At 66.4% G+C, this 20,600-nt stretch carries 18 protein-coding genes and 1 tRNA gene; 5 read left to right on the forward strand and 14 right to left on the reverse strand.

Going from position 1 to position 20,600, the window contains the following annotated elements:
* Positions 1–10: 10 nt before the first annotated feature.
* The 9 genes from ACP7AI_RS07900 to ACP7AI_RS07940 form a co-directional block, all read right to left on the reverse strand.
* Positions 11–346 carry a hypothetical protein gene (locus ACP7AI_RS07900; protein ID WP_426165855.1) on the reverse strand — a complete coding sequence of 112 codons (336 nt, stop codon included), beginning with the start codon at positions 344–346 and terminating at the stop codon, positions 11–13.
* 188 nt (positions 347–534) lie between these two features.
* Positions 535–2,019, reverse strand: coding sequence for an ammonium transporter (locus ACP7AI_RS07905; RefSeq protein ID WP_426165857.1), 1,485 nt, complete (start codon positions 2,017–2,019; stop codon positions 535–537).
* Positions 2,020–2,036: 17 nt separating this feature from the next.
* Positions 2,037–2,375: a P-II family nitrogen regulator gene (locus ACP7AI_RS07910; RefSeq protein WP_426165859.1), complete on the reverse strand. Its 339-nt coding sequence runs from the start codon at positions 2,373–2,375 to the stop codon at positions 2,037–2,039.
* Positions 2,376–2,577: 202 nt separating this feature from the next.
* Positions 2,578–3,441: a patatin-like phospholipase family protein gene (locus tag ACP7AI_RS07915; RefSeq protein ID WP_426165863.1), complete on the reverse strand. Its 864-nt coding sequence runs from the start codon at positions 3,439–3,441 to the stop codon at positions 2,578–2,580.
* Positions 3,389–3,598, reverse strand: coding sequence for a DUF2007 domain-containing protein (locus ACP7AI_RS07920; RefSeq protein ID WP_426165865.1), 210 nt, complete (start codon positions 3,596–3,598; stop codon positions 3,389–3,391). The genes ACP7AI_RS07915 and ACP7AI_RS07920 overlap by 53 nt, the downstream gene beginning before the upstream one ends.
* The gene (locus ACP7AI_RS07925; RefSeq protein WP_426165867.1) at positions 3,595–3,987 is read right to left on the reverse strand and encodes a DUF2784 domain-containing protein; all 393 of its coding nucleotides are present in this window, start codon (positions 3,985–3,987) and stop codon (positions 3,595–3,597) included. Before ACP7AI_RS07925 ends, ACP7AI_RS07920 begins: the two co-directional genes overlap by 4 nt.
* Complete coding sequence (locus ACP7AI_RS07930; protein ID WP_426165869.1) at positions 3,984–4,535, reverse strand: pyridoxamine 5'-phosphate oxidase family protein; 552 nt, start codon at positions 4,533–4,535, stop codon at positions 3,984–3,986. The genes ACP7AI_RS07925 and ACP7AI_RS07930 overlap by 4 nt, the downstream gene beginning before the upstream one ends.
* Positions 4,536–4,555: 20 nt before the next feature.
* Complete coding sequence (gene tldD / locus ACP7AI_RS07935) at positions 4,556–5,986, reverse strand: metalloprotease TldD (protein ID WP_426165871.1); 1,431 nt, start codon at positions 5,984–5,986, stop codon at positions 4,556–4,558.
* Between the two features lie 39 nt (positions 5,987–6,025).
* Entirely contained in the window at positions 6,026–6,964 is a 939-nt protein-coding gene (locus ACP7AI_RS07940) for a formylglycine-generating enzyme family protein (protein ID WP_426165873.1), read from the reverse strand.
* A 137-nt stretch (positions 6,965–7,101) separates the two neighbouring features.
* Between ACP7AI_RS07940 and ACP7AI_RS07945 the strand changes: the two genes are divergently transcribed.
* Entirely contained in the window at positions 7,102–8,355 is a 1,254-nt protein-coding gene (locus ACP7AI_RS07945) for an acetyl-CoA C-acetyltransferase (protein WP_426165875.1), read from the forward strand.
* Positions 8,356–8,420: 65 nt separating this feature from the next.
* Here the strand turns inward: ACP7AI_RS07945 and ACP7AI_RS07950 are convergent.
* Positions 8,421–8,495, reverse strand: a tRNA-Val gene (locus ACP7AI_RS07950).
* Positions 8,496–8,604: 109 nt separating this feature from the next.
* On the opposite strand from ACP7AI_RS07950, the gene ACP7AI_RS07955 reads away from it, so the two are divergent.
* A complete protein-coding gene (locus tag ACP7AI_RS07955) occupies positions 8,605–9,468 on the forward strand; it encodes an N-formylglutamate amidohydrolase (protein WP_426165877.1) in 864 nt (287 codons plus the stop codon).
* A gap of 181 nt (positions 9,469–9,649) precedes the next feature.
* Here the strand turns inward: ACP7AI_RS07955 and ACP7AI_RS07960 are convergent, their stop codons facing one another.
* The 4 genes from ACP7AI_RS07960 to ACP7AI_RS07975 form a co-directional block, all read right to left on the reverse strand.
* Complete coding sequence (locus ACP7AI_RS07960) at positions 9,650–11,776, reverse strand: TonB-dependent receptor (RefSeq protein ID WP_426165879.1); 2,127 nt, start codon at positions 11,774–11,776, stop codon at positions 9,650–9,652.
* A gap of 102 nt (positions 11,777–11,878) precedes the next feature.
* The gene (locus ACP7AI_RS07965) at positions 11,879–12,460 is read right to left on the reverse strand and encodes a cytochrome b (protein WP_426165881.1); all 582 of its coding nucleotides are present in this window, start codon (positions 12,458–12,460) and stop codon (positions 11,879–11,881) included.
* A 78-nt stretch (positions 12,461–12,538) separates the two neighbouring features.
* On the reverse strand, positions 12,539–13,291 hold the full coding sequence (locus ACP7AI_RS07970; RefSeq protein WP_426165883.1) for a SapC family protein: 753 nt from the start codon (positions 13,289–13,291) through the stop codon (positions 12,539–12,541).
* A 99-nt stretch (positions 13,292–13,390) separates the two neighbouring features.
* A complete protein-coding gene (locus ACP7AI_RS07975) occupies positions 13,391–14,818 on the reverse strand; it encodes an FAD-binding oxidoreductase (protein ID WP_426165885.1) in 1,428 nt (475 codons plus the stop codon).
* A gap of 173 nt (positions 14,819–14,991) precedes the next feature.
* Between ACP7AI_RS07975 and ACP7AI_RS07980 the strand changes: the two genes are divergently transcribed.
* The 3 genes from ACP7AI_RS07980 (at position 14,992) to ACP7AI_RS07990 (ending at position 20,555) form a co-directional block, all read left to right on the forward strand.
* On the forward strand, positions 14,992–15,492 hold the full coding sequence (locus ACP7AI_RS07980; RefSeq protein WP_426165887.1) for a hypothetical protein: 501 nt from the start codon (positions 14,992–14,994) through the stop codon (positions 15,490–15,492).
* 256 nt (positions 15,493–15,748) lie between these two features.
* Positions 15,749–18,724 (forward strand): TonB-dependent receptor, encoded by a 2,976-nt coding sequence (locus ACP7AI_RS07985; RefSeq protein WP_426165889.1) that lies wholly within the window; start codon positions 15,749–15,751, stop codon positions 18,722–18,724.
* A 175-nt stretch (positions 18,725–18,899) separates the two neighbouring features.
* Positions 18,900–20,555, forward strand: coding sequence for a DEAD/DEAH box helicase (locus tag ACP7AI_RS07990; protein ID WP_426165891.1), 1,656 nt, complete (start codon positions 18,900–18,902; stop codon positions 20,553–20,555).
* Positions 20,556–20,600: the final 45 nt, after the last annotated feature.

Genomic DNA, 20,600 nt, shown 5'->3' on the forward strand with positions numbered 1-20,600 from the left:
CGGGCCTGCCTCAGCGCTGCTTCTTGGTGATGGTCGCGGTGAAGTCCGGATCCTTGTTCGCCACCCAGTCGACGAATTTGCGCACGCTGGGCTCCGCCAGCAGTGCCTCGACGTCCATGCCGTGGCGCTGCAATTCGGAATTGGTGAAGTTGGCCATCAGCGTCTGCTGGCAGATCGGATGCATCGCCACCGTGTCGCGCCCGCCCCGGCTCTTGGGCACCGGATGGTGCTGCACGACGGTCTTGCCCATGGGTCGTCCACACAGCCAGCAGACGACCGCCGGAGCCGCCGCCGCCTCCCGGTCCGCGTCGCCATAGCCATCGTATCTTGCGTTCCTGCGGGCCATGCGTCTGCCTGAATTGCCTGGAAATGTGCGGCCACCCTGGAGCGGACGCGGTCAGCGCTACCACAGATCGGGCGGCGGCGCGCGTCGACAACCGAACGCAAAAAAATGGCCCGGAAGTCGCCTTCCGGGCCAGTCGGTTTCCTTGGGGAGGAACCTGTTGAGATGCGGCCCTTATGGGCAGGCCGGCATCAATAGTTGTAGGCGCGTTCGCCGTGTTCGGTGATATCGAGGCCTTCGCGCTCGGCTTCGACGCTCGGGCGCATCCCGATGGTCTTGTCGACGATGAAGAACAGGATTGCCGAGCCGATGCCCGACCAGGCGAGCGTGATCAGCACGGCCTTGGCCTGGATCAGCAACTGGGTCGCGGCGCCGGGGTAGACGAAGCTGATCGTGCCCGGGGTGGTGATGTAGTCGGCAATGCCCTGGCCGCCGAGCGCCGGGTCGACCAGGATGCCGGTCGCCAGCGCGCCGATGATGCCACCAACGCAGTGGACTCCGAAGACATCGAGCGCATCGTCATAGCCGAACTTGTTTTTGATGGTGGTGCAGAAGAAGAAGCACACCGGCGAGACGACAAGGCCGAGAACGATGGAGCCCATGGGGCCGGCAAAGCCCGACGCCGGCGTTACGGCGACAAGGCCGGCGACGGCGCCGGTCACGGCACCCAGCAGCGACGGCTTGCCCTTGGCGACCTGCTCCACGATCACCCAGGAGACTGCGGCCGCCGCCGTCGCCACGAAGGTGTTGATGAATGCAACCGCCGTGACGCCGTTCGATTCGAGATTGGAGCCGGCGTTGAAGCCGAACCAGCCTACCCACAGCAGGGCAGCGCCGATCATCGTCATGGTCAGCGAGTGCGGAGGCATCGATTCCTTGCCATAGCCGGTACGCTTGCCCAGCATGATGCAGCCGACGAGGCCGGCGATGCCTGCGTTGATGTGGACGACGGTGCCGCCGGCAAAATCGAGCGCCCCCAGGGCGAAGATGTAGCCCGCGGCGGCGTTGGCGGCGGTCAGCGCATCCTGTCCCTTCAGGCCGGCGGCGACGAACGCATCCGGCCCATCCCAGAACCAGACCATGTGCGCGATCGGAAAGTAGACTGCGGTCAGCCAGAGGACCACAAAGACCATCAGCCCGCTGAACTTGATGCGTTCCGCAAACGACCCGATGAACAGCGCCGGCGTGATGCAGGCAAAGGTCATCTGGAAGGCGATGTAGATGTATTCAGGGATATAGACGCCGGTGGAGAAGGTCGCGGCGAGCGTCGTCGCGTCGACACCCATCAGCAGCGCCTTGCCGAAGCCGCCGACGAACGGCGAGCCGCCGGTGAAGGCCATCGAATAGCCGTAGGTGACCCACAAAAGCGAGGCGATCGCGACGATCATGAAGACTTGGGTGAGTACGCTCAGCATGTTCTTGGTGCGAACGAGACCGCCATAGAACAGCGCCAGGCCCGGAACAGACATCATCAGCACCAGCGCGGTGGCGGTCAGCATCCAGGCGGTATCGCCCTTGTCAGGGACCGGAGCAGCCGGCGCGGCGGCCGCGACAGCGGGCGCTGCATCGGCAACGGCAGTGGCGACGGTCGCGGCTTCCTGCGCAAAGGCCGGTGCCGCGGCGAACAAGGCGGCGAAGGCGACCCCCTTGCCAAGTGTCTTCAGATCGAAATTCATATGTCCCCCTCCGGTCTTCAGAGTGCGGTTTCGTTGGTTTCGCCGGTGCGGATGCGCACCGCCTGGCCGATCTCGGCGACGAAGATCTTGCCGTCGCCGATCGATCCGGTATGCGCCGCCTGCTGGATGGTCTCGACCACCTTGGCGCACTCGGCGTCGTCGACGACGACCTCGATCTTGATCTTGGGCACCATGTTCGTCGTGTATTCGGCGCCGCGATAGATTTCGGTCTGACCCTTCTGGCGTCCGAAACCCTTGACCTCGCTGACGGTCATCCCCTGTACGCCGGCGGCCGATAGCGCCTCGCGCACATCGTCGAGCTTGAACGGCTTGATGACTGCAATGACGAGTTTCATGGCCCCTCCCTGACGCGACGAGCCGCGTTCGAGAATGACCATGCATGGATCGTGCCAAATCGTCACAACTACGTCACGAAGCCGTTACCAGCCGTTAACGCCTCGACCATTGCCCGATTCGGCGGCAGGTCGCCGCCGGCGGCGCATTTTTTGTGCAGGTGCGAACGTCCGGGCGACCAGGCGCAGCGATCAGGCGCAGCGATCAGCCCAGTTGCTCGATCCTGTGCCAGTTGTCCCGGATCGCCGCGGCGCCGAGTGTGATCAGTTCGTCGGCACGGGTGAAATTGCGCACGTCGATATGGCCGATGGCGGGCGCGATCTCGATATCGGGCGGGTCGAGCGCCAGGCTTTGCCGGGCGATATGCGCCATCAGCAGCGAGAGCCCGGCTCGGCCGACGCGGAACGGCGTCATCATCCGCTTGTCCATCGGCAGGCCGGTCGCGGCCCGGCGCAGGTAGTCGCCCTGCAGGTTGACAGCGAGCACCGGCGCCTTGGACAACGCCCGCACGGCACGCACCGGCACCGGCGCCAGCACACCGCCGTCGACGAGGATGCGCCCATCCGATCGCACCGGCGGGAACACGCCCGGAATGGCGATGGAGGCGCGCACCGCCTCGACAATGGGCCCCCGGGTGATCGAGACTTCCTCGCCCGACACCAGGTCGGCAGCGACGATCGCCACGGGCATGAACAGATGCTCGAGTTGGCCATGCCCGAAATGCAGCCGCAACTGCCGGTCGACGGCGCGGCCGCCCAAAATAGAGCCGCGGCGCGGATCGATGTCGATGAAGCCCATCATCCGCCGGGCGTTCACCGACCGGGCGATAACTTCCAGCACATTGACGCGGTTGGCACCGAGGCACACCGCGGCGACGGCACCGATCGAGGTGCCGCTGACGGCGTCGACGGTGACGCCGCGTGCCTGCAGCTCGTGGAGGATGCCGATATGGGCCCAGCCGAGCCCGGCTCCACCGCCGAGCGCCAGTGCCAGCCTCATCGGGTTGCCGGGCGCATCATGGCTCGCCGGCGGCGTCGAGCAGGGAACGCGCCGCGGCCTCGTCTTCATCAAGGACCATCAGCCGCACGCCCGACACGCCGGGGCCGAACATCGAGGCGACGCCGGCATCGAACAACACCGCCTCGATGCCGGCGGTTTCCAGCCGCATCCGCATGATCTCGGCGACAATGGGGTCGAAGAGGGTTTCGAGGGTCACGAGGCTCATGACGTTGCGATCCTGCGACGGCGCTGCCGCCTGCGCCAGACAATGCCATAGACGACCGCGTTCAGCCCGAACAGCAGGGCGGCGCCGGCAAGCTGGGTGCGATGGGTCAGGCCGGGTGGATAGATCAGCGGCACGACGTAGTGATCGATGAAGCCGCCTGCATAGGTCGGGCCTTGCGCGGCCTCGCGGAAGCGGTTTTCGATCGGGGTCAGCGGGCAGATGCCGCCGACGATCATGATACCGCCTGCCCAGGCCAGGGCCGGCAGGTGGAACCAGGCAACCTGCGGCCAACGCAGTGCGGCCAGTGACCCGAACACCGCGAACAGGATGAACGCCAGATGCGCCACCACCACCAGGTCGGCCGCCAGCGCCGGCCCGTTTGCGGTCAAGTGTAGGGCAGTCGGCTGGGCGATCGCACCGGCAGGCCGTCGATGCTGCGGTCGCGCACCGCATATTTTGCCAGGCGCGCGGCGGGTTCTTCCTGGGCATGGAACTTGCGCAGCGTCTGCCGCTCGGCCTTCAGCGCCATTTCAGGCACACCCCAGCCGCAAGACGACTGGGTGGATTCGATGGCGATGTCGAAGATCTGGCGCACGCCGCGCTCGATGCTGAACCGTGCCGCCAGTGCGTCCCAGTCGGCGTCCTGGGGCAGCACGGCGCGGCCGCGGCCATAGATGCGATAGATCAGCGCCGGCCGGTCGAAGGCGCAGAACATGATCGTGATGCGGCCATCGGCCGCCAGATGCGCGTTGGTCTCGTTGCCCGAGCCGCCATAATCGAGGTACGCGACGCGTTTCGGCGACAGCACGCGGAAACAATCCATGCCCTTGGGGCTGAGGTTGATCCGCGCCTCGGCGGCGGCGGTGGCGACGAAGAACACCGGCTGGCGCGCCACGAAATCGGCATGCGCGTCCGTGATGTGGTCGAAGAATTCCAATGTCGTCCCCCCTTATGCCGCTACGCCGCCGTGCCGCCGACCGTCAGCCCTTCGATCAGCAGCGTCGGCTGACCCACCCCGGCCGGCACGCTCTGCCCGCCCTTGCCGCAAACGCCGACGCCTTCATCGAGCGCGAAGTCGTTGCCGATGGCACGCACCCGGGTCAGCACGTCGGGGCCGTTGCCGATCAGCGTCGCGCCCTTGATCGGCGCGCCGAGCTTGCCGTTCTCGATGCGATAGGCCTCGGTGCAGGAAAACACGAACTTGCCGCTGGTGATGTCGACCTGGCCGCCGCCGAAGCTCTTGGCATAGATGCCCGACTTGGCGGAGCGCAGGATCTCGCCCGGATCCTCGGTGCCGTTGGTCATGAAGGTGTTGGTCATCCGCGGCATCGGGGCATGGGCAAAGCTCTCGCGGCGACCGTTGCCGGTGGGGGCGACTCCCATCAGCCGGGCATTGAGGCGGTCCTGCATGTAACCCTTGAGGATGCCGTCCTCGATCAGCACGGTGCGCTCGGTCGGCGTACCCTCGTCATCGACGGTCAGGCTGCCGCGACGGTTGTCGAGGCTGCCGTCGTCGACGACGGTGACACCCTTGGCGGCAACGCGCTCGCCGATGCGGCCCGAGAAGGCCGAGGTGCCCTTGCGGTTGAAATCACCCTCCAGCCCATGGCCGATGGCCTCGTGCAGCAGGATGCCGGGCCAGCCGGGGCCGAGCACGACGGTCATTTCGCCGGCCGGCGCGGCGACGGCGTCGAGGTTGACCAGCGCATTGGCCAGCGCGATGTCGATGGCGCCGTTCCAATTCTCGGCGGTGATGAGCTCGTCGTAGAGGTAGCGACCGCCCAGCCCATGGAAGCCGGTCTCGCGGCGGCCGTCCTTTTCGGCGACGACCTGGACGTTGAGCCGCACCAGCGGCCGCACGTCGCGGACCCGGTGGCCATCGGCGCGGATGATCTCCACGACGCTCCACGACCCGAGCAGGCTCGCCGACACCTGGACGACACGGGGGTCGCGGGCGCGGGCGGCGGCGTCGATGGTCTGCATCAGCGCGACCTTGTCGGCAAAGCTGATGCCGTCGAGCGGATTGGCATCGGTGTAGCGCCGGGCGTTGGTGCGCTGCGGCGCCAGCGCCATGGTGCCGCCATGGCCGTCGCGGACGACGCGGATGGTATCGGCGGCGCGGGTGATCGCCGCGTCCGACAGTTCGTTGGCATGGGCAAAGGCCGTCATCTCGCCGGCGACGCCGCGCAGGCCAAAGCCCTTCTGCGTGTCGAAGGTCGCGGCCTTCAGCCGGCCATCATCGAACGAAAAGCTCTCGCTGACCGCATACTGGAGATACAGCTCGCCATCATCGCAGCCGTTCAGCGCGTCGGCGACGAGCCTTTCGGTGCGACCGGGATCGAGCCCGGTGTCGGCATAGAAGATGGTGGCGGGATCAAGATTGCTCATGGGTGAGATATAGGGGCACGGCGACGGCAAAGAAACCGGTCATGGCGACACATTTGCGCGCACGACGCAGCGAAACCCGATGTGGCAGGTGGCAGTGTCGATCGTTTCGGCGTGCCGCGCAGCGGGTCGGTAGCGCTTGCAGTAGCTGGGGGCGCACAGGAAGCTGCCACCCTTGAGCACCTTCTGCGGGATCGGCGCCGCCGGATCGAGCGTGCCGGCCAGGGGCCCGCGCGGGTTTTTCGGAATACAGCAGGCCTTGGCCGGGTCGGCATTGTGCTGCGGCGCATACCAGTCCTGCGTCCATTCCCAGGTGTTGCCGATCATGTCGTACAGGCCATAGCCGTTGGCGGGGTAGCTGCCGACCGGCGCGGTCGCCTCCCAGCCGTCCTCCATGGAGTTCCGGTACGGGAACTTGCCCTGCCAGGTGTTGGCCATATGCTTGCCACCGGGGCGGAAGACGTCGCCCCAGGCATAGGTCTTGCCGTCGAGCCCGCCGCGCGCCGCATATTCGAACTCGGCCTCGGTCGGCAGGTCCTTGCCGACCCAGTGCGCATAGGCGAGCGCATCGGCATAGGCGACATGGACCACGGGATGGTTGTCATGACCATCAATGCTCGATTGCGGGCCATAGGGATGCCGCCACGATGCGCCCTGGCGAAGTTCCCACCATTGTGACCAGTCGCGTGTATCGACCGGGGTGCTGGTCTTTCTGAATACCAGGCTGCCGGCGAACATCATGTCCGGCCGGGCGTTCGGATAGTCCGCAGCGAGCGGCACTCGTTCCGACACCGTGACATGGCCAGTGGCGGCGACAAAGGCGGCGAACTGGGCATTGGTAACGGCTTGGACATCGATGCGAAAGGCATCGACGTCGACAAGATGCGCCGGCGCTTCCTCGGGATATCCGTCGTCGGCGCCCATGCGGAACCGGCCGGCGGGAATATCCACCATCGGGGTCGGTGCAACCGCTGCCGTCATCGATGCCATCCGGGAACATTGCGCCATCACCCGCGACAAAGCCAATTTGCAAACCCTCGCATATTGTCAGCTTGGCAACGCCGACGACGTGGCGCAATCGAACAGGGCAAGACGACCTTCGAACCAAGGATAGATCCATGCCCGACGCCTATATCATCGACGCCGTCCGCACCCCGCGCGGCATCGGCAAGCCCGGCAAGGGCGCCCTGTCGCACCTTCATCCCCAGCATCTTGCGGCGACCGTCCTCAAGGCGCTGAAGGACCGCAACAGCCTCGATACCGCCACGGTCGACGACATCATCTGGAGCACCAGCACGCAAAAGGGCAAGCAGGGCGGCGATCTCGGCCGCATGTCGGCGCTGGCCGCGGGCTATGACATCAAGGCGAGCGGCATGACGCTGGACCGGTTCTGCGGCGGCGGCATCACCAGCGTCAACCTGGCGGCGGCGCAGGTCATGTCGGGTATGGAAGACTGTGTCATCGCCGGCGGTACCGAGATGATGAGCTACACGACGACCATGGGCGCCGAGGAATATGCCGCCGGCATCAAGCCGATGGGCATGGGATCGGGCAACGCCGCGCTGCAGAAGATCCATCCCCAGTCGCACCAGGGCGTCTGCGGCGACGCGATTGCCGCCATGGAAGGCATCAGCCGCGAAGCCGTCGATGCGCTTGGCCTCGAAAGCCAGCGCCGCGCCGATATCGCCATCAAGGAAGGCCGCTTCGCCAAGAGCCTGGTCACCGTCTACAACGAGGACGGCAGCGTTGCGCTCGACTATGAGGAGTTCCCGCGGCCGCAAACGACCGCCGAAGGCCTGGCTGCGCTGAAGGCATCGTTCGATGCCGTCGCCGATGCCTCGATCCAGCCCGATGGCCAGACCTTCCGCCAGTCGATCAACGCCAAATATCCCGATCTCGAATTCTCGGGCGTCCACCACGCAGGCAATTCGTCGGGGGTCGTCGACGGCGCCGCCGCCATCCTGATCACGTCGAAGGCCTATGCCGATGCCCATGGCCTGAAACCGCGGGCCCGCATCGTCGCCACCGCCAACATCGGCGACTGCCCGACGCTGATGCTCAACGCCCCCGTCCCGGCTGCCCGCAAGGTCCTCGCCAAGGCCGGACTCACCGTCGACGACATCGACTTGTGGGAGATCAACGAGGCCTTTGCCGTCGTCGCCGAAAAGTTCATCCGCGACCTCAGGCTCGACCGCGACAAGGTCAACGTCAACGGTGGCGCCTGTGCGCTCGGCCACCCGATCGGCGCCACCGGCTCGATCCTCATCGGCACCGTGCTCGACGAGCTGGAACGCCGCGGCCTGAAGCGCGGCCTGGTGACGATGTGCGCCGCCGGCGGCATGGCCCCGGCGATCATCATCGAACGCGTCTGAACCTTTTCAGCAGCCGATAAAAAAGCCCCGGCGAACGACAAGTTCGCCGGGGCTTTTGAATGAAATGGTGGGCACGACAAGGATTGAACTTGTGACCCCTGCGATGTCAACACAGTGCTCTACCACTGAGCTACGCGCCCACGCCGGGAGGCTGTTAGTCGGACCCGGGCGCCGATGCAACCCCGATGCGACGCTTTTGCGACAACGCCGGGCTGGCGAGCCGTCCGCGCCTCCCCTAACGTCCCCGCCGTGCACGATTCGCTTGTTCCGGGATTCAGCGTCAGCGGCGACAGCGATGGTCGCTGGCCGCTGGTCATGGCCTCGCCGCATAGCGGCCGCGACTATCCCGCCGCCTTCCTAGCAGCCTCGCGGCTGACGCTGGCGCAGTTGCGCCGCGCCGAGGACGCCCATGTCGACAGCCTGCTCGACGGCGTCCATGGCGTCCCCGTGCTGCGTGCCCGCCACGGCCGCGCTTTCCTAGACCTCAACCGCGCCGAAAACGAGATCGATCCGGTCATGATCGACGGGCCTATGGCGGTGACGCCGCACCTTACCGATCGCGTCGCTGCCGGACTCGGCGTGCTGCCCAGGGTTGCCGCCCAGGGCCTCGACATCTATCGCCGCCGGGTAACGGCCTTTGAGGCCGAGGCGCGGCTGGCGGCGCTGCACCGGCCCTGGCACAAGCGCATCACCGAACTGCTCGACCGCGCCCGCGCTCGCCACGGCTATGCCATCCTGATCGACTGTCATTCGATGCCCAGGCCCGCCGGGGTGATGCCGCCGCAGGTCGTCGTCGGCGATCGCTTCGGCGGCAGTGCGGCGCCGGCCCTGGTGGCGCTGATCGAGCAGCATTTCCGCCAGGCCGGCTGGCGCGTCGCGCGCAATGCCCCTTATGCCGGCGGCTATACCACCGATTTTCACGGCGCGCCCCTGGCCGGGGTCCACGCCGTGCAGATCGAGATCGATCGCACCCTCTACATGGATGCAAGTCGCCTGGTGCGCCACGACGGCTTCGACGGGGTGGCGGCGCAGATGGCCGGGCTGGCCCGGCTGTTGCTGGCCTCGTCCCCGCTGCTCGGCCTCGGGCCGCAGCAGCGCGAAGCCGCGGAATGAAAAAGGCCGCCTCGCGGGGGGAGCGAGGCGGCCGATCTTCACGGAGGAAGCCGGGCAAGGCCCGGTAGGTGCGCGCCGGTGAAAGGGGGGCAACGCCGACGCGCACCCCCAAGATAGGAATCGTCGGGTTTCCTTCAATATGGTTTAAATGGACAAGTTGCCGCGCCCGGGCCGGCGCGCGTCAGATGGCAAAGCGCAGCGACAGGCGAATGTCGCGACCAGCCATCGGCGCGAAATCCTTCAGGAACGAAGCATGCCGTCGGGCATCGACGTCGAAGATGTTGTTTGCCGACAGCACCAGCGACGTGTTCGGACGATCGGCGAAGGGGCGCAGGCTGACCGACGCATTGACCATGGTATAGCCGGCAGTCGGCGTCTCGAAAGCCGCGACCTTGGTTTGCGACGACGCACGCTCGACCTCGGCGCGGGCATCCCACATCGGCCCGGTGACCGAAACACCGCCGAGCACCCGAAGCGGCGGAATGCGTGGCACCCGGCCCAGCCCGTCGAGCAGCTTGGCATCGGTGTAATCGAGCAAGGCATCGACCTTGAGCTGGCTTTCGCCAAAACGGGCCAGTGTCAGCTCGCCCTGCACCTCGACGCCGAGATAGCGCGCGTCGGCCTGGCGATAGACGAAGACCGGCAGGTCATCCGCGATATCGCCGGTCTGGCTTTCGTAGATATAGTTGTGGAAGCGGTTATAGTAGACCGAAGCTTCGAAACTGTAGCTCTCGCCCCGGCCGCGCAGCACGATCTCGGCACCATTGGCGCGTTCCTTGCCGAAGTCGGGATTGCCGATCTCGAACGCCTGGGTCCCGGCATGCGGGCCATTGGCCAGCAGTTCCTCGGCGGCCGGGCCGCGTTCGGTGTGCGACAGGTTGACCCCGACGCGCCAACCCTGGAACAGCCCGACGCTCGCCCCGGCCGAGCCCGAAAACAGGTCGAAGCTGCGGTCGACGAACACCGGCTCGCCCCGGAAATCATCGACTGCGGCACGCACCTTGGCCTTTTCGTAGCGGGCACCGAATTCGCTCTTGATGGTGCCGAAATCGAATTCCTGCAGCGTGAACAGGCCGATCTGGCTGCTCTGGTTGCGCGGGATGAAGGCCTCGTCGCCGATGACGTTGAAATCGCGCGTGAAGACCTGGACACCCGTCGCACCGCGCCAGGTGCCGCCGCCGAGGTCGCGCTTCGCCTGGCTGATCTCGAGCCGGCCTTCGAGGCCGCGATTGAAGAAGGTGGTGCCGATCTCGCCTTCTTCCGACAGTTCGGAATGCTGATAGTCGGCATAGCCGGCCCGCACCTTGATCGCGTCGACGATGTCGCCGCTGACGTTGACCTGGCCGCGCACATCGATGCGATCCTGCTTGACCTTCAGACGTACGAACTCGCCTTCGCCGGTCGCCGTGTCGAACCGTGCCGGGACGCCGTACAGGCTGTCGTAATGGCCATAGCCGAGGCCGAGTTCGCCGCCGGCGTCGATGAAGGCGATGCCCGCACCGGCATTCCAGGTTTCGCTGGCGGTGTTGGGCAGGCGCCGACGCAGGCCGGCCAGGTCGTTGGCGGCAGGTTCGTCGCTGGCCAGCGCCGCTGCACGTGCCGGGCCGGACAGCACGAAGCCGCCGATCTTCAGGTCGTCGGTGCGCGAATAGCTGCCATCGGCATGGACGACGATCCGGTCCGTAAGCGGCACCTCGACGACGCCGGCGCCGGTCCGTTCGCTGGCGGCCGAGCCATAGGTGCCGAGCAGGTCGAGATGGACGGCCTCGCTCGGCACCTCGCGCGGGATCCGTTTGTCGACGACATTGACCACGCCGCCGATGGCCGAGGAACCGAACAGCAACGACGCCGGCCCGCGCAGGACCTCGATGCGGTCGGCGAACTGCGGGTTGATGACGACCGCGTGATCGACGGAGGTGTTCGAAACGTCGAAGCTGCCGATGCCATCGGTCAACACACGGACGCGTTCACCCTGGAAGCCGCGCAGGATCGGCCGCGAGGCGTTCGGGCCAAAGCTGGTCGCGCTGACGCCCGGCTGGCGTGCCAGCGTTTCGCCGATCGTCGAGCGCAGCTGGCGGGTCAGCTCGGTGCCCTGCAGGACGGTGACCCCTGACAGCACGGTGGCGCGATCGCGTTCATAAGGCGCGGTGACGACAATCTCCGGCGACGGCGGCGCGTGCAGCGTCGAATCCGCCGGCGCAGCCGCGTCGCCGGTAACGGTTTCGACGGCCAGGACCGGCCCCGAACCAGCCAGCAAGAGGCCAAGGGAGATGCAACCGCGCACGGGCGCGGACAGATTGGAGCGCATGAGCCGGACCTTGAAACGACGGTACGGAAATTGCCTAGATGTGATACTATATCGTGTCAACCGGGCGAAGAGACATTTGCCCGGGGCGGTGTCGGGCGGTGGTCAGGGCGCTCGCCGGCGCACCCGCGGCAGGATCCGCGCCAGCACATTGTCACGGTCGAACAGGTGGTGCTTCAGCGCGCCCGCGACATGCAGAACCAGCGTCAACATCATGATCAAGCCGATCGTTTCGTGGCTCTCGTGAAACAGCCCGCCAAGGCTTGTCGGCAACGGCAGCGGCGGCACGTCGAACAGTCCGAACCATGACACCGGGCCGATGTGCCTGCCTGTCGACACCATCGCCCAGCCGCTGAGCGGCATCAGCAGTAACAGCAAGTAGAACGCAACATGGGTGGTGCGGGCGAGTACGACCTCGCCACGGGTCATGTGGGTCGGCAACGGCGGCGGCGGATTGGTCAATCGCCATGCCAGCCGCACCAGCGTCAGGACCAGGATGGTCAGGCCGATGCTCTTGTGCAGGGCGACCAGCGTGGCGCCCGCCTGCTGTGTCGCCGGATCGGGACTGTCGAACCAACAGTCATTGCCGAGACCGCCGACCAGGTTGCCGATGACGAGCACGGCCGTGATCCAGTGCAGCAAGATCGCTACGGTCGAATAGCGGCCGGGGTATTCGACAGCGGTCATGGCACGAACCCTGCCGGCAGACTGCGCAGCACGTCGGCGGCCGCGGCCGCCGACTGCCCGCAGCTTTTGCCGTCAATCTCAGGCGTTGGCGGCCGCCATCTGCTTTTCGAACAGGCCCGAGATCAGCGACAGCGAGAACAGATGGGCATAGACGAGGCCGAGCAGACCCGACTGGACCAGCTTGCGGGCCTGGTCACCGCGCAGGCCCTGCAGCTTTTCTTCGGAAACCATGCGGAAGCCGCGGTACACGGCGGGTTCCGCAAGCCCTTCGCGCTGGATGGTGACTTCGCCGTCCATCAGCAGGTCGAGCTTGGACAGCTCCTCCATGAAGGACCGGGTGCGGAACACCGCCTGTTCGAACTGCTCGCAGAACGCCAGCACGTTCTTCGTCACATCGGTGGGCTCGGTGCCATTGAACAGCGCCTCGCCCTCGCCGGCGGCGAGCTGCGGATCGGTGTCATCGAAACACAGCGACAGATCGTCCGATTCGGGGGTCAGGCGTGCCAGCATGAACGGGTAGCGACGGATGAAGGCCGGAACATACTGGCCCTTTTCCCACTGGTCATCGGCGCCGAGGTAAAGATTCTGCCCCTCGTTGAGGCCGATCAGGGCGAGCGGCGCCGGGTTGTCGCCGAGGCCGAAGACGATCGGATAATGGCGCTGCACCAATGCGAATTCATCGACGGTCACCGGCACGGCATGGGTGTTGCGCGTGAATGCCAGGTTGTCGCGCGGCTTCAGCCCGTGCGTCGGATGCAGCTGCGACGACAGCGGAGCCAACGACTTGTAGAACAGTGGCAAGGTCTGGGCATTGGCGGGCGTGCTGGCCATGGCTGATCGTCTTTCCTGTGGGGTAACGAATCTTTTGAAGGTGGCGTTCTCTAGGGTCGCGCCACGCATCGTGCAAGCCATCGCAAGCGCGGGCGAGGCTCAGATCATCTTGCCGGGGTTCATTATCCCCCGGGGATCGAGGGCGGCCTTTATCGCCCGGACTGCGGCCAGCTTGGCGGGGTCGCCGAGCCGGGCCAGCGCCGCACGCTTCAGAACACCTATACCGTGTTCGGCCGAGATGGAGCCGCCGGCCGCCGTCACGAGCGCATAGACGAGGTCGGTGATCGCACTGCCGTGTGTGCCCAGGTAAGCCGCGGCGTCGGGTCCGTCCGGCGCCTTGACGTTGAAGTGCAGATTGCCGTCGCCGAGGTGTCCAAAGGCGATGACGCGAGCGCCGGGAAACGCCGCTTCGACGGCGCGCGCCGCCGACACGGCGAACCGCGGCATCGCCGCGACCGCGACCGAGATGTCATGATGCACCGCCGGCCCGTCGCGCCGCTCGGCCGCCGGCAGTTCCTCGCGCAGCCGCCAGAGCGCGGCCGCCTGTGCGTCCGATGCTGCCACGGCCGCGTCCGCGATCTCACCGGCGGCAGACGCCGCGGCCAGCGTGTCGACCAGCAGCGTATCGAGCGGCTCCTGCCCCGCCAGCTCGACCAGCGCATGCCAGCCATGCGTGCCCGCCAGCGGCGCCCGCAAGCCCAGCTGCCGATCGAGCAATTGCAGGCCGAAGTGGGGCATCAGCTCGAAGCTTTCGACCTGCCCGCCCGAAGCCGCGCGCAGCCGTGCCAGCACGGCCAGGGCGCGCTGCGGGCCGTCGCCCGCGGCGCCGAACCCCAACCAGGCGACAGCACGATGCCGGGGCCTCGGCACCAGCCGCAGCGCCGCCGCGGTGATGATGCCCAGCGTGCCCTCGCCGCCGATCATCAGCTGCTTGATATCATAGCCGCTGTTGTCCTTGGCGAGGCCCGTCAACTGGTGCAGCACCGACCCGTCGGGCAGCACCGCCTCCAGGCCCATGACCAGCGCGCGCATCGTACCGTGGCGCAATACCTGCATGCCGCCGGCGTTGGTCGCGATCAGGCCGCCGATGGTGGCGCTCCCCTTGGCCCCGAGCGTCAGTGGGAAAGCGCAATCGGCCGCCGAAGCCGCGTCATGGACGTCGGACAGGATGGCGCCGGCCTCCACCGTCAACGTCAGGCCGCCGGCGTCGACAGCCCGGATGGTCGCCATCCGGTTCAGCCCGACCAGCACGCCGCTGCCATCGGCCGCCGGGATGCCGCCGCCGACCAGTCCGGTATTGCCACCCTGCGGGACCAGCGCCACGTCGTGCCGTCCCGCCGCCTTTACGATCGCCGCCACCTGTTCGACCGTGCGCGGCAACAGCAGCAGCGGCGTCGCGCCGCGATACCGCCCGCGCCAGTCCACCAGCCGCGGCGCCAGCACATCGGGCGCGTCGGTCCAATTGCCGTCGCCCGCCGCCGTCTTGAGAGCGGCCAGCGCAGCGGGCGAGGGAATTGCGGTCGGCACGGCGGCTGCATAGCCCTTGTGAATGCCGTCGGCAAAGCGTTGCCGGCGCGACACAGCTGCCCGCGAAAGGCGTGGCGGGGTTGCGCAGGGTTCATGCCGCGTTCAATTGCACCCACGCAACGCATGGACGATCAACGGGATAAAAGCGGGCCGCGATGAGGGGGAGTGTCGTCTTGACCGGGCCAGCGTGGCGCAGCTTCGCAGCCGCCCGGCTTTACCTGGCGCTGGCCCTCGTGATGGCCGCGGCGCTGGTACCCTGGCCGGCCAATGGCGCCGACCGGTCGCAGCGCTCGTCGCCGCCCGGATCCGAACCGGCGTTCGGTGCGCCGTGGACGCGTGTGCCGGCGACGCCGGGTGGACCTGTCGAGATGCGTCCCTTTCCGCCCCGCCAGGGACGCAGCCGCTGTATCCCGATGACGGCCATGGCCGGAGCGCAGATGTTCGGCGACAGCGCGCTCGAACTGAGCATGCGCGATGGCCGCCGCTACCGGCTGTTCTTTGCGCGGGAATGCCAGGCACTGACCTTCTACCAGGGCTTTTACTATCGCCGCGAAAAGGCCGGGCAGCTGTGCGCCGGTCGCGATGCCATCGGGGCGCGGTCGGGCGGGGAGTGCCCGATCGCCAGCATCATCGAAGTGCGCAAACCCGGAAAGCGGCGGCGGTCCCCACGATGATATGCCGCAGAAATGTCGCAGTGCTAGCGAAATAGTGAGGGCGGCTGACGCTCTTGAGAGCCTTGTTCTGTTGCGATTCTGCCACAGTTTTTAGCCGGTTGCCGAGGAACGCGGCAAAAACGCGAGATCGCTGGACAAAGGCGTCAATCCCCCGCCACACTCGCGGTCAATCACGACGGCGCATGACGCCTGCGTGATCGTGGTGACACCCCGGCCAAAACGGGGGCGCCGCGAATGGGCACCTGGGGAGGAAAACATGAAGACATCGTCGCAAATCCGTGCCGGCCTGATCGCCGGCGTGTCGCTTCTTGGTATGGCTGGCGCGCCCGCCTTTGCGCAGTCCAGCAGCGCCGCCGCGCCGGTCGACAGCGGGATCGAGGAAATCGTCGTCACCGCCCAGCGCACTGCGCAGAGCCTGCAGGACGTGCCGATCGCCATCACCGCCTTTTCGAGCGAAGCCCTGCAGCGCCAGCAGATCCAGAATTCGTCGGATCTGCAGCTGACCCTGCCCAACATCACCTTCACCAAGGGCAATTTCACCGGGTCGAGCTTCACCATTCGCGGCATCGGCGATCTTTGCGTCGGCGTCACCTGCGACAGCGCCACCGCCATCCACATCAACGGCAGCCCCTTGATCGCGACGCGGTTGTTCGAATCCGAATTCTTCGACCTGGAGCGCGTCGAAGTGCTGCGCGGGCCGCAGGGCACGCTGTTCGGCCGCAACGCGACCTCGGGCGTCATCAACTTCGTCACCGCCAAGCCGAACCTGTCGGCCATCGGCGCCGCCGGCGAAGTCGATTACGGCAACTATGAATCGCTGCGCGTGCGCGGCATGTTCAACCTGCCGATCACCGAGACGCTTGGCGTACGCCTCGCCGGCTTCTATCTGAAGCGCGACGGCTTTACCGAGAACCTGTTCAACGGCGAACAGATCGACGGCCGCGACATGTACGGCATCCGCGGCTCGGTGCGGTGGGAGCCGACCGAGAATACCCGCATCGACCTGATGGGTTATTACTTCAAGGAAGACGACGACCGCTCGCGCATCCAGAAGCAGCTCTGCCAGCGCGACCCGACCGGCGTGCTGGGCTGCCTTCCCGGCCGCCTCGACTATGGCAAGCTGAACGGCAACTCGACCTTTGTCGGCGTCCTGTCGTCACGCGAACTTCTGCGCATCCAGGGCGGCGCCGGCTTTGGCGGGCCGTTGTCGACCGCCGGTCTCGGCAGCCTCTATGGCCCCGATTCCTATGCGAACTTCCAGGAGCCGCGCAACGTCCGCCAGGTCAACACCGCGTTCACGCCCGAATATGCCGCCGAAGAACAGCAGTACCAGGCGCGCATCGAGCATGACTTCGGCGCCGTGAAGGCGCAGATCACCGGTCTTTATCAAAAGACCAGCGTCGACAGCCGCGTCGACTACAACCTCGGCATCCAGGACCCGAACGTCTTCAAGCCGGGCCTGGCCGGCCTCCAGGGCCTGGCGTCGGCGCCCGGCATCGGCGCCTATTTCAACAAGATCCAGCCGGCAATCTTCCCGACCGGCGTCAACGGCCCCTATTGCACGTCGAACACCGACCTGACCGGCAATGGTGCCTATGACGGCAGCAAGATCTGCAGCGCGGTGCCGCTCAACTTCGACCGGTCGAACGAGGAACGCCGGACCTGGTCGGTGGAAGGTATCATCAGCACCCAGTTCGACGGGCCGTTCAACTTCCTGCTCGGCGGCATCTATCTCGACTCGAAGCTGCCGGAAAACAGCTATTTCGTGAACGGGTTCGGCATCGATTACGTCACCGGCGTGCTCGGCGGCGCCACCGGCCTCGGCGGCGGCCTACCCCCGGGCTATCTCGGCACGCCGTTCTTCCGCAACAACACCGACGAGACGACGCTGAAGTCCTATGGCATCTTCGGTGAGCTCTATTGGAACATCACCGACAACATCAAGGTCACCGCCGGCCTGCGCTACAACAACGACAAGAAGACGGTGCGCGCCCGTTCGACGCTCGCCAGCTTCTATGTGCCGTTCGGTGTCGCCGATCCGTTCGATTCGCCCTATGCGGCAGGCTTCGACGCCGATCCGGGTTCGGTCTGCGCCACGGCCGGGTCTGCCGTACCCGGCAAGATCGGCACGGTCGCCGGCTGCGAAGCATTTCAGGTGCGGGAAGTCAGCTTTGGTGAATTCACCGGCCGTTTCGTGGTCGACTGGAACATCACCGAAGACAATCTGATCTACGCTTCCTACTCCCGCGGCTACAAATCGGGTGGTATCAACCCGCCGCTGCAGCCGATCTTCTCGGTGCCCGAATCCTTCGCACCGGAATTCATCGACTCCTTCGAAATCGGCACCAAGAACACGTTCCTCGACGGCACGCTGCGCGCCAACATCACGGCATTCTACTATAAATATTCGGCCCTGCAGCTCAGCCGCATCGTTGCCCGCACCTCGGTCAACGACAATGTCGACGCCGAAGTCTATGGCGTGGAAGGCGAATTCATTATCCAGCCGACCCGCGAGCTGGCACTGAACTTCGGCGCCAGCTATCTCCACACCAAGGTTTCGCAGGACAAGTTCCTGTCCAACCCGCGTGACCCGTCGGGCGGCCGCAGCGATACCGTCATCGTCAAGGACATCACCAACGGCTCCAACTGCGCCGTCGTCCCGCGGGTGGCCGGCAACGCTGCCGGGGCCAACGGCTATGTCGCCGCCGTCAACGCGGCGCTCGGGCTGCAGGCGCCGACCGCCTTTCCGTCGGACAGCGGCCTGACCGCGACCGGCGCGTTCGGTATCTGCAGCGTCCTGTCGGGCGCCAACGGTGCCTCGGCTGCCGCTGCCGGTCTCGACGTGCTGTTCGCCGGGGTCGAGGTGAACATCAAGGGCAACCAGCTGCCACAGGCGCCGGACTTCAAGTTCTCCGCAGGCGCGCAGTACACGCTGGAATTCGCCAACGGCATGTCGATGGTGCCGCGTGTCGATCTTGCCGTCACCGGCACCAGCTCGGGCAATATCTTCAACGGCTATGTCAACCGGATCCCGAGCTATTCGGTCATCAATGCCCAGGTCCAGCTCAACGGCAAGGACGACCGCTGGTACGCCCGCGCCTATGTCCAGAACCTGACCAACAACAGCGCCACCACCGGGCTTTACGTCACCGACCAGTCGTCGGGCCTGTTTACCAACATCTTCACGCTCGAACCGCGCCGTTACGGCGGCGCCATCGGCTTCCGCTTCTAGTCGGCTCGACGACAAACTGGCGGGCGGGGTGCAAGCTCCGCCCGTTTTCTTTGGTAGCGCGCACACCGAACGCCATGATCACCGCTGCGCCGCATTGACTTTTGCCGCATTTGCAGCGCATGGCGCAGGCGACGCAGGTTCCCGGACGTTCGGCAATCGCGTTCCAAGGAATTGCATGAGCTTTGCAGAACTGGGCCTGTCGGAGGAACTTCTCCGTGCGGTCGCCGATAGTGGCTACAACGACCCGACGCCCATCCAGCGCCAGGCGATCCCGCCCGTATTGATGGGCCGCGACATCATCGGCGTCGCACAGACCGGCACCGGCAAGACGGCGTCGTTCGTCCTCCCGATGATCGACATCCTCGCCGAAGGCCGCAGCCGCGCCCGCATGCCACGCTCGCTGATACTGGAGCCGACGCGCGAACTCGCCCAGCAGGTCAGCGAGAATTTCGACAAGTACGGGAAGTATCACAAGCTTTCGATGGCCCTGCTCATCGGCGGCGTCAGCATGGGCGACCAGCTCGCGGCGCTCGAAAAGGGCGTCGATGTCCTCATCGCCACGCCAGGCCGGCTGATGGACCTGTTCGGCCGCGGCAAGATCATGCTCAACCAGTGCAGCCTGCTCGTCATCGATGAGGCCGACCGCATGCTCGACATGGGGTTCATTCCCGATATCGAGGAAATCTGCACCAAGCTGCCGGCGCCGCGCCAGACCCTGTTGTTTTCCGCGACCATGCCGCCGCCGATCAAGAAACTGGCCGACAAGTTCATGGATTCGCCCCGCCTCATCGAAGTGGCGCGCCCGGCCTCCACCAACACCTCGATCGCGCAATATGTCGTGGAAACGACGCCGCGCGGCAAGCGCGAGGCGCTCCGCACGTTGCTGCGCGACCCCGAGGTGCGCAACGCCATCATCTTCTGCAATCGCAAGCGCGACATCAAGGAACTGGTCGACGCGCTGCGCCGCGCCGATTTCGCGGTCAGCCAGATCCACGGCGACATGGACCAGTCCGACCGGATCAAGGAGCTCGACCGCTTCAAGTCGGGCGACATCAACATCATCGTCGCGTCGGACGTTGCCGCCCGCGGTCTCGACATCCCGGGCGTCAGCCATGTCGTCAACTATGACGTGCCACATCACGCCGAGGACTATGTCCACCGCATCGGTCGCACCGGCCGCGCCGGGCGGACCGGTATCGCCTACACGCTGGCGACCGAAGCCGAGGCCGAAAATCTCGCCGAAGTCGAAAAGCTGATCCACCAGAAAATCCCGCGCTACGGCGCTGCCGAGGTCGTCACGACCGCCCCGCCCGCCGCGGTCGTGCTGGTACCCGACAACATCGCCGCGGATGACATCGTCGCCGACGATATCGTCCCAGCCGAATCACCCGCGGGTGACGCCGAAGCCGGCGATGACCGCGCGCGGCGCCGCCGTCGCGGTGGCCGCGGCCGCAAGCGCGAAGGCGGCGAAGCCACGATCGACGCCACCGCTGCGCCACTTGCTGCCGAGCCGGCACCCCGCCGCGCGGAACCCCGCGAAGCACCACGCGCCGAGGCGCCCCGACGCGAGGAAGCGCGTCGCGGGGAGCCCCGCCGTGACGAACCGCGCCGGGATGAGGCACGTCGTGAAGAGCCGCGCCGCGACGAAACCCGCCGCGCGACGCCGCCCGCCCGCATCGCCCGCGATCCGATCCGCGACTATCGCGGCGGCCGGCGCGACGAGCCGCGGCGTGACGACCGCCGCGATCGCGACGAAGGGGAAAGCTTCGTCGGCTTCGGCGCCGAAGGCATCCCCGAATTCCTGATGCACAAGGCGACGCTGCAGCGCTGACCGGCACCGGCGGCATGGGGTAAATAGCCTCTCCCGCCGATATCG

This window comes from Sandarakinorhabdus sp. DWP1-3-1, assembly GCF_049896705.1.
Taxonomy (GTDB): Bacteria; Pseudomonadota; Alphaproteobacteria; order Sphingomonadales; family Sphingomonadaceae; genus Sandarakinorhabdus.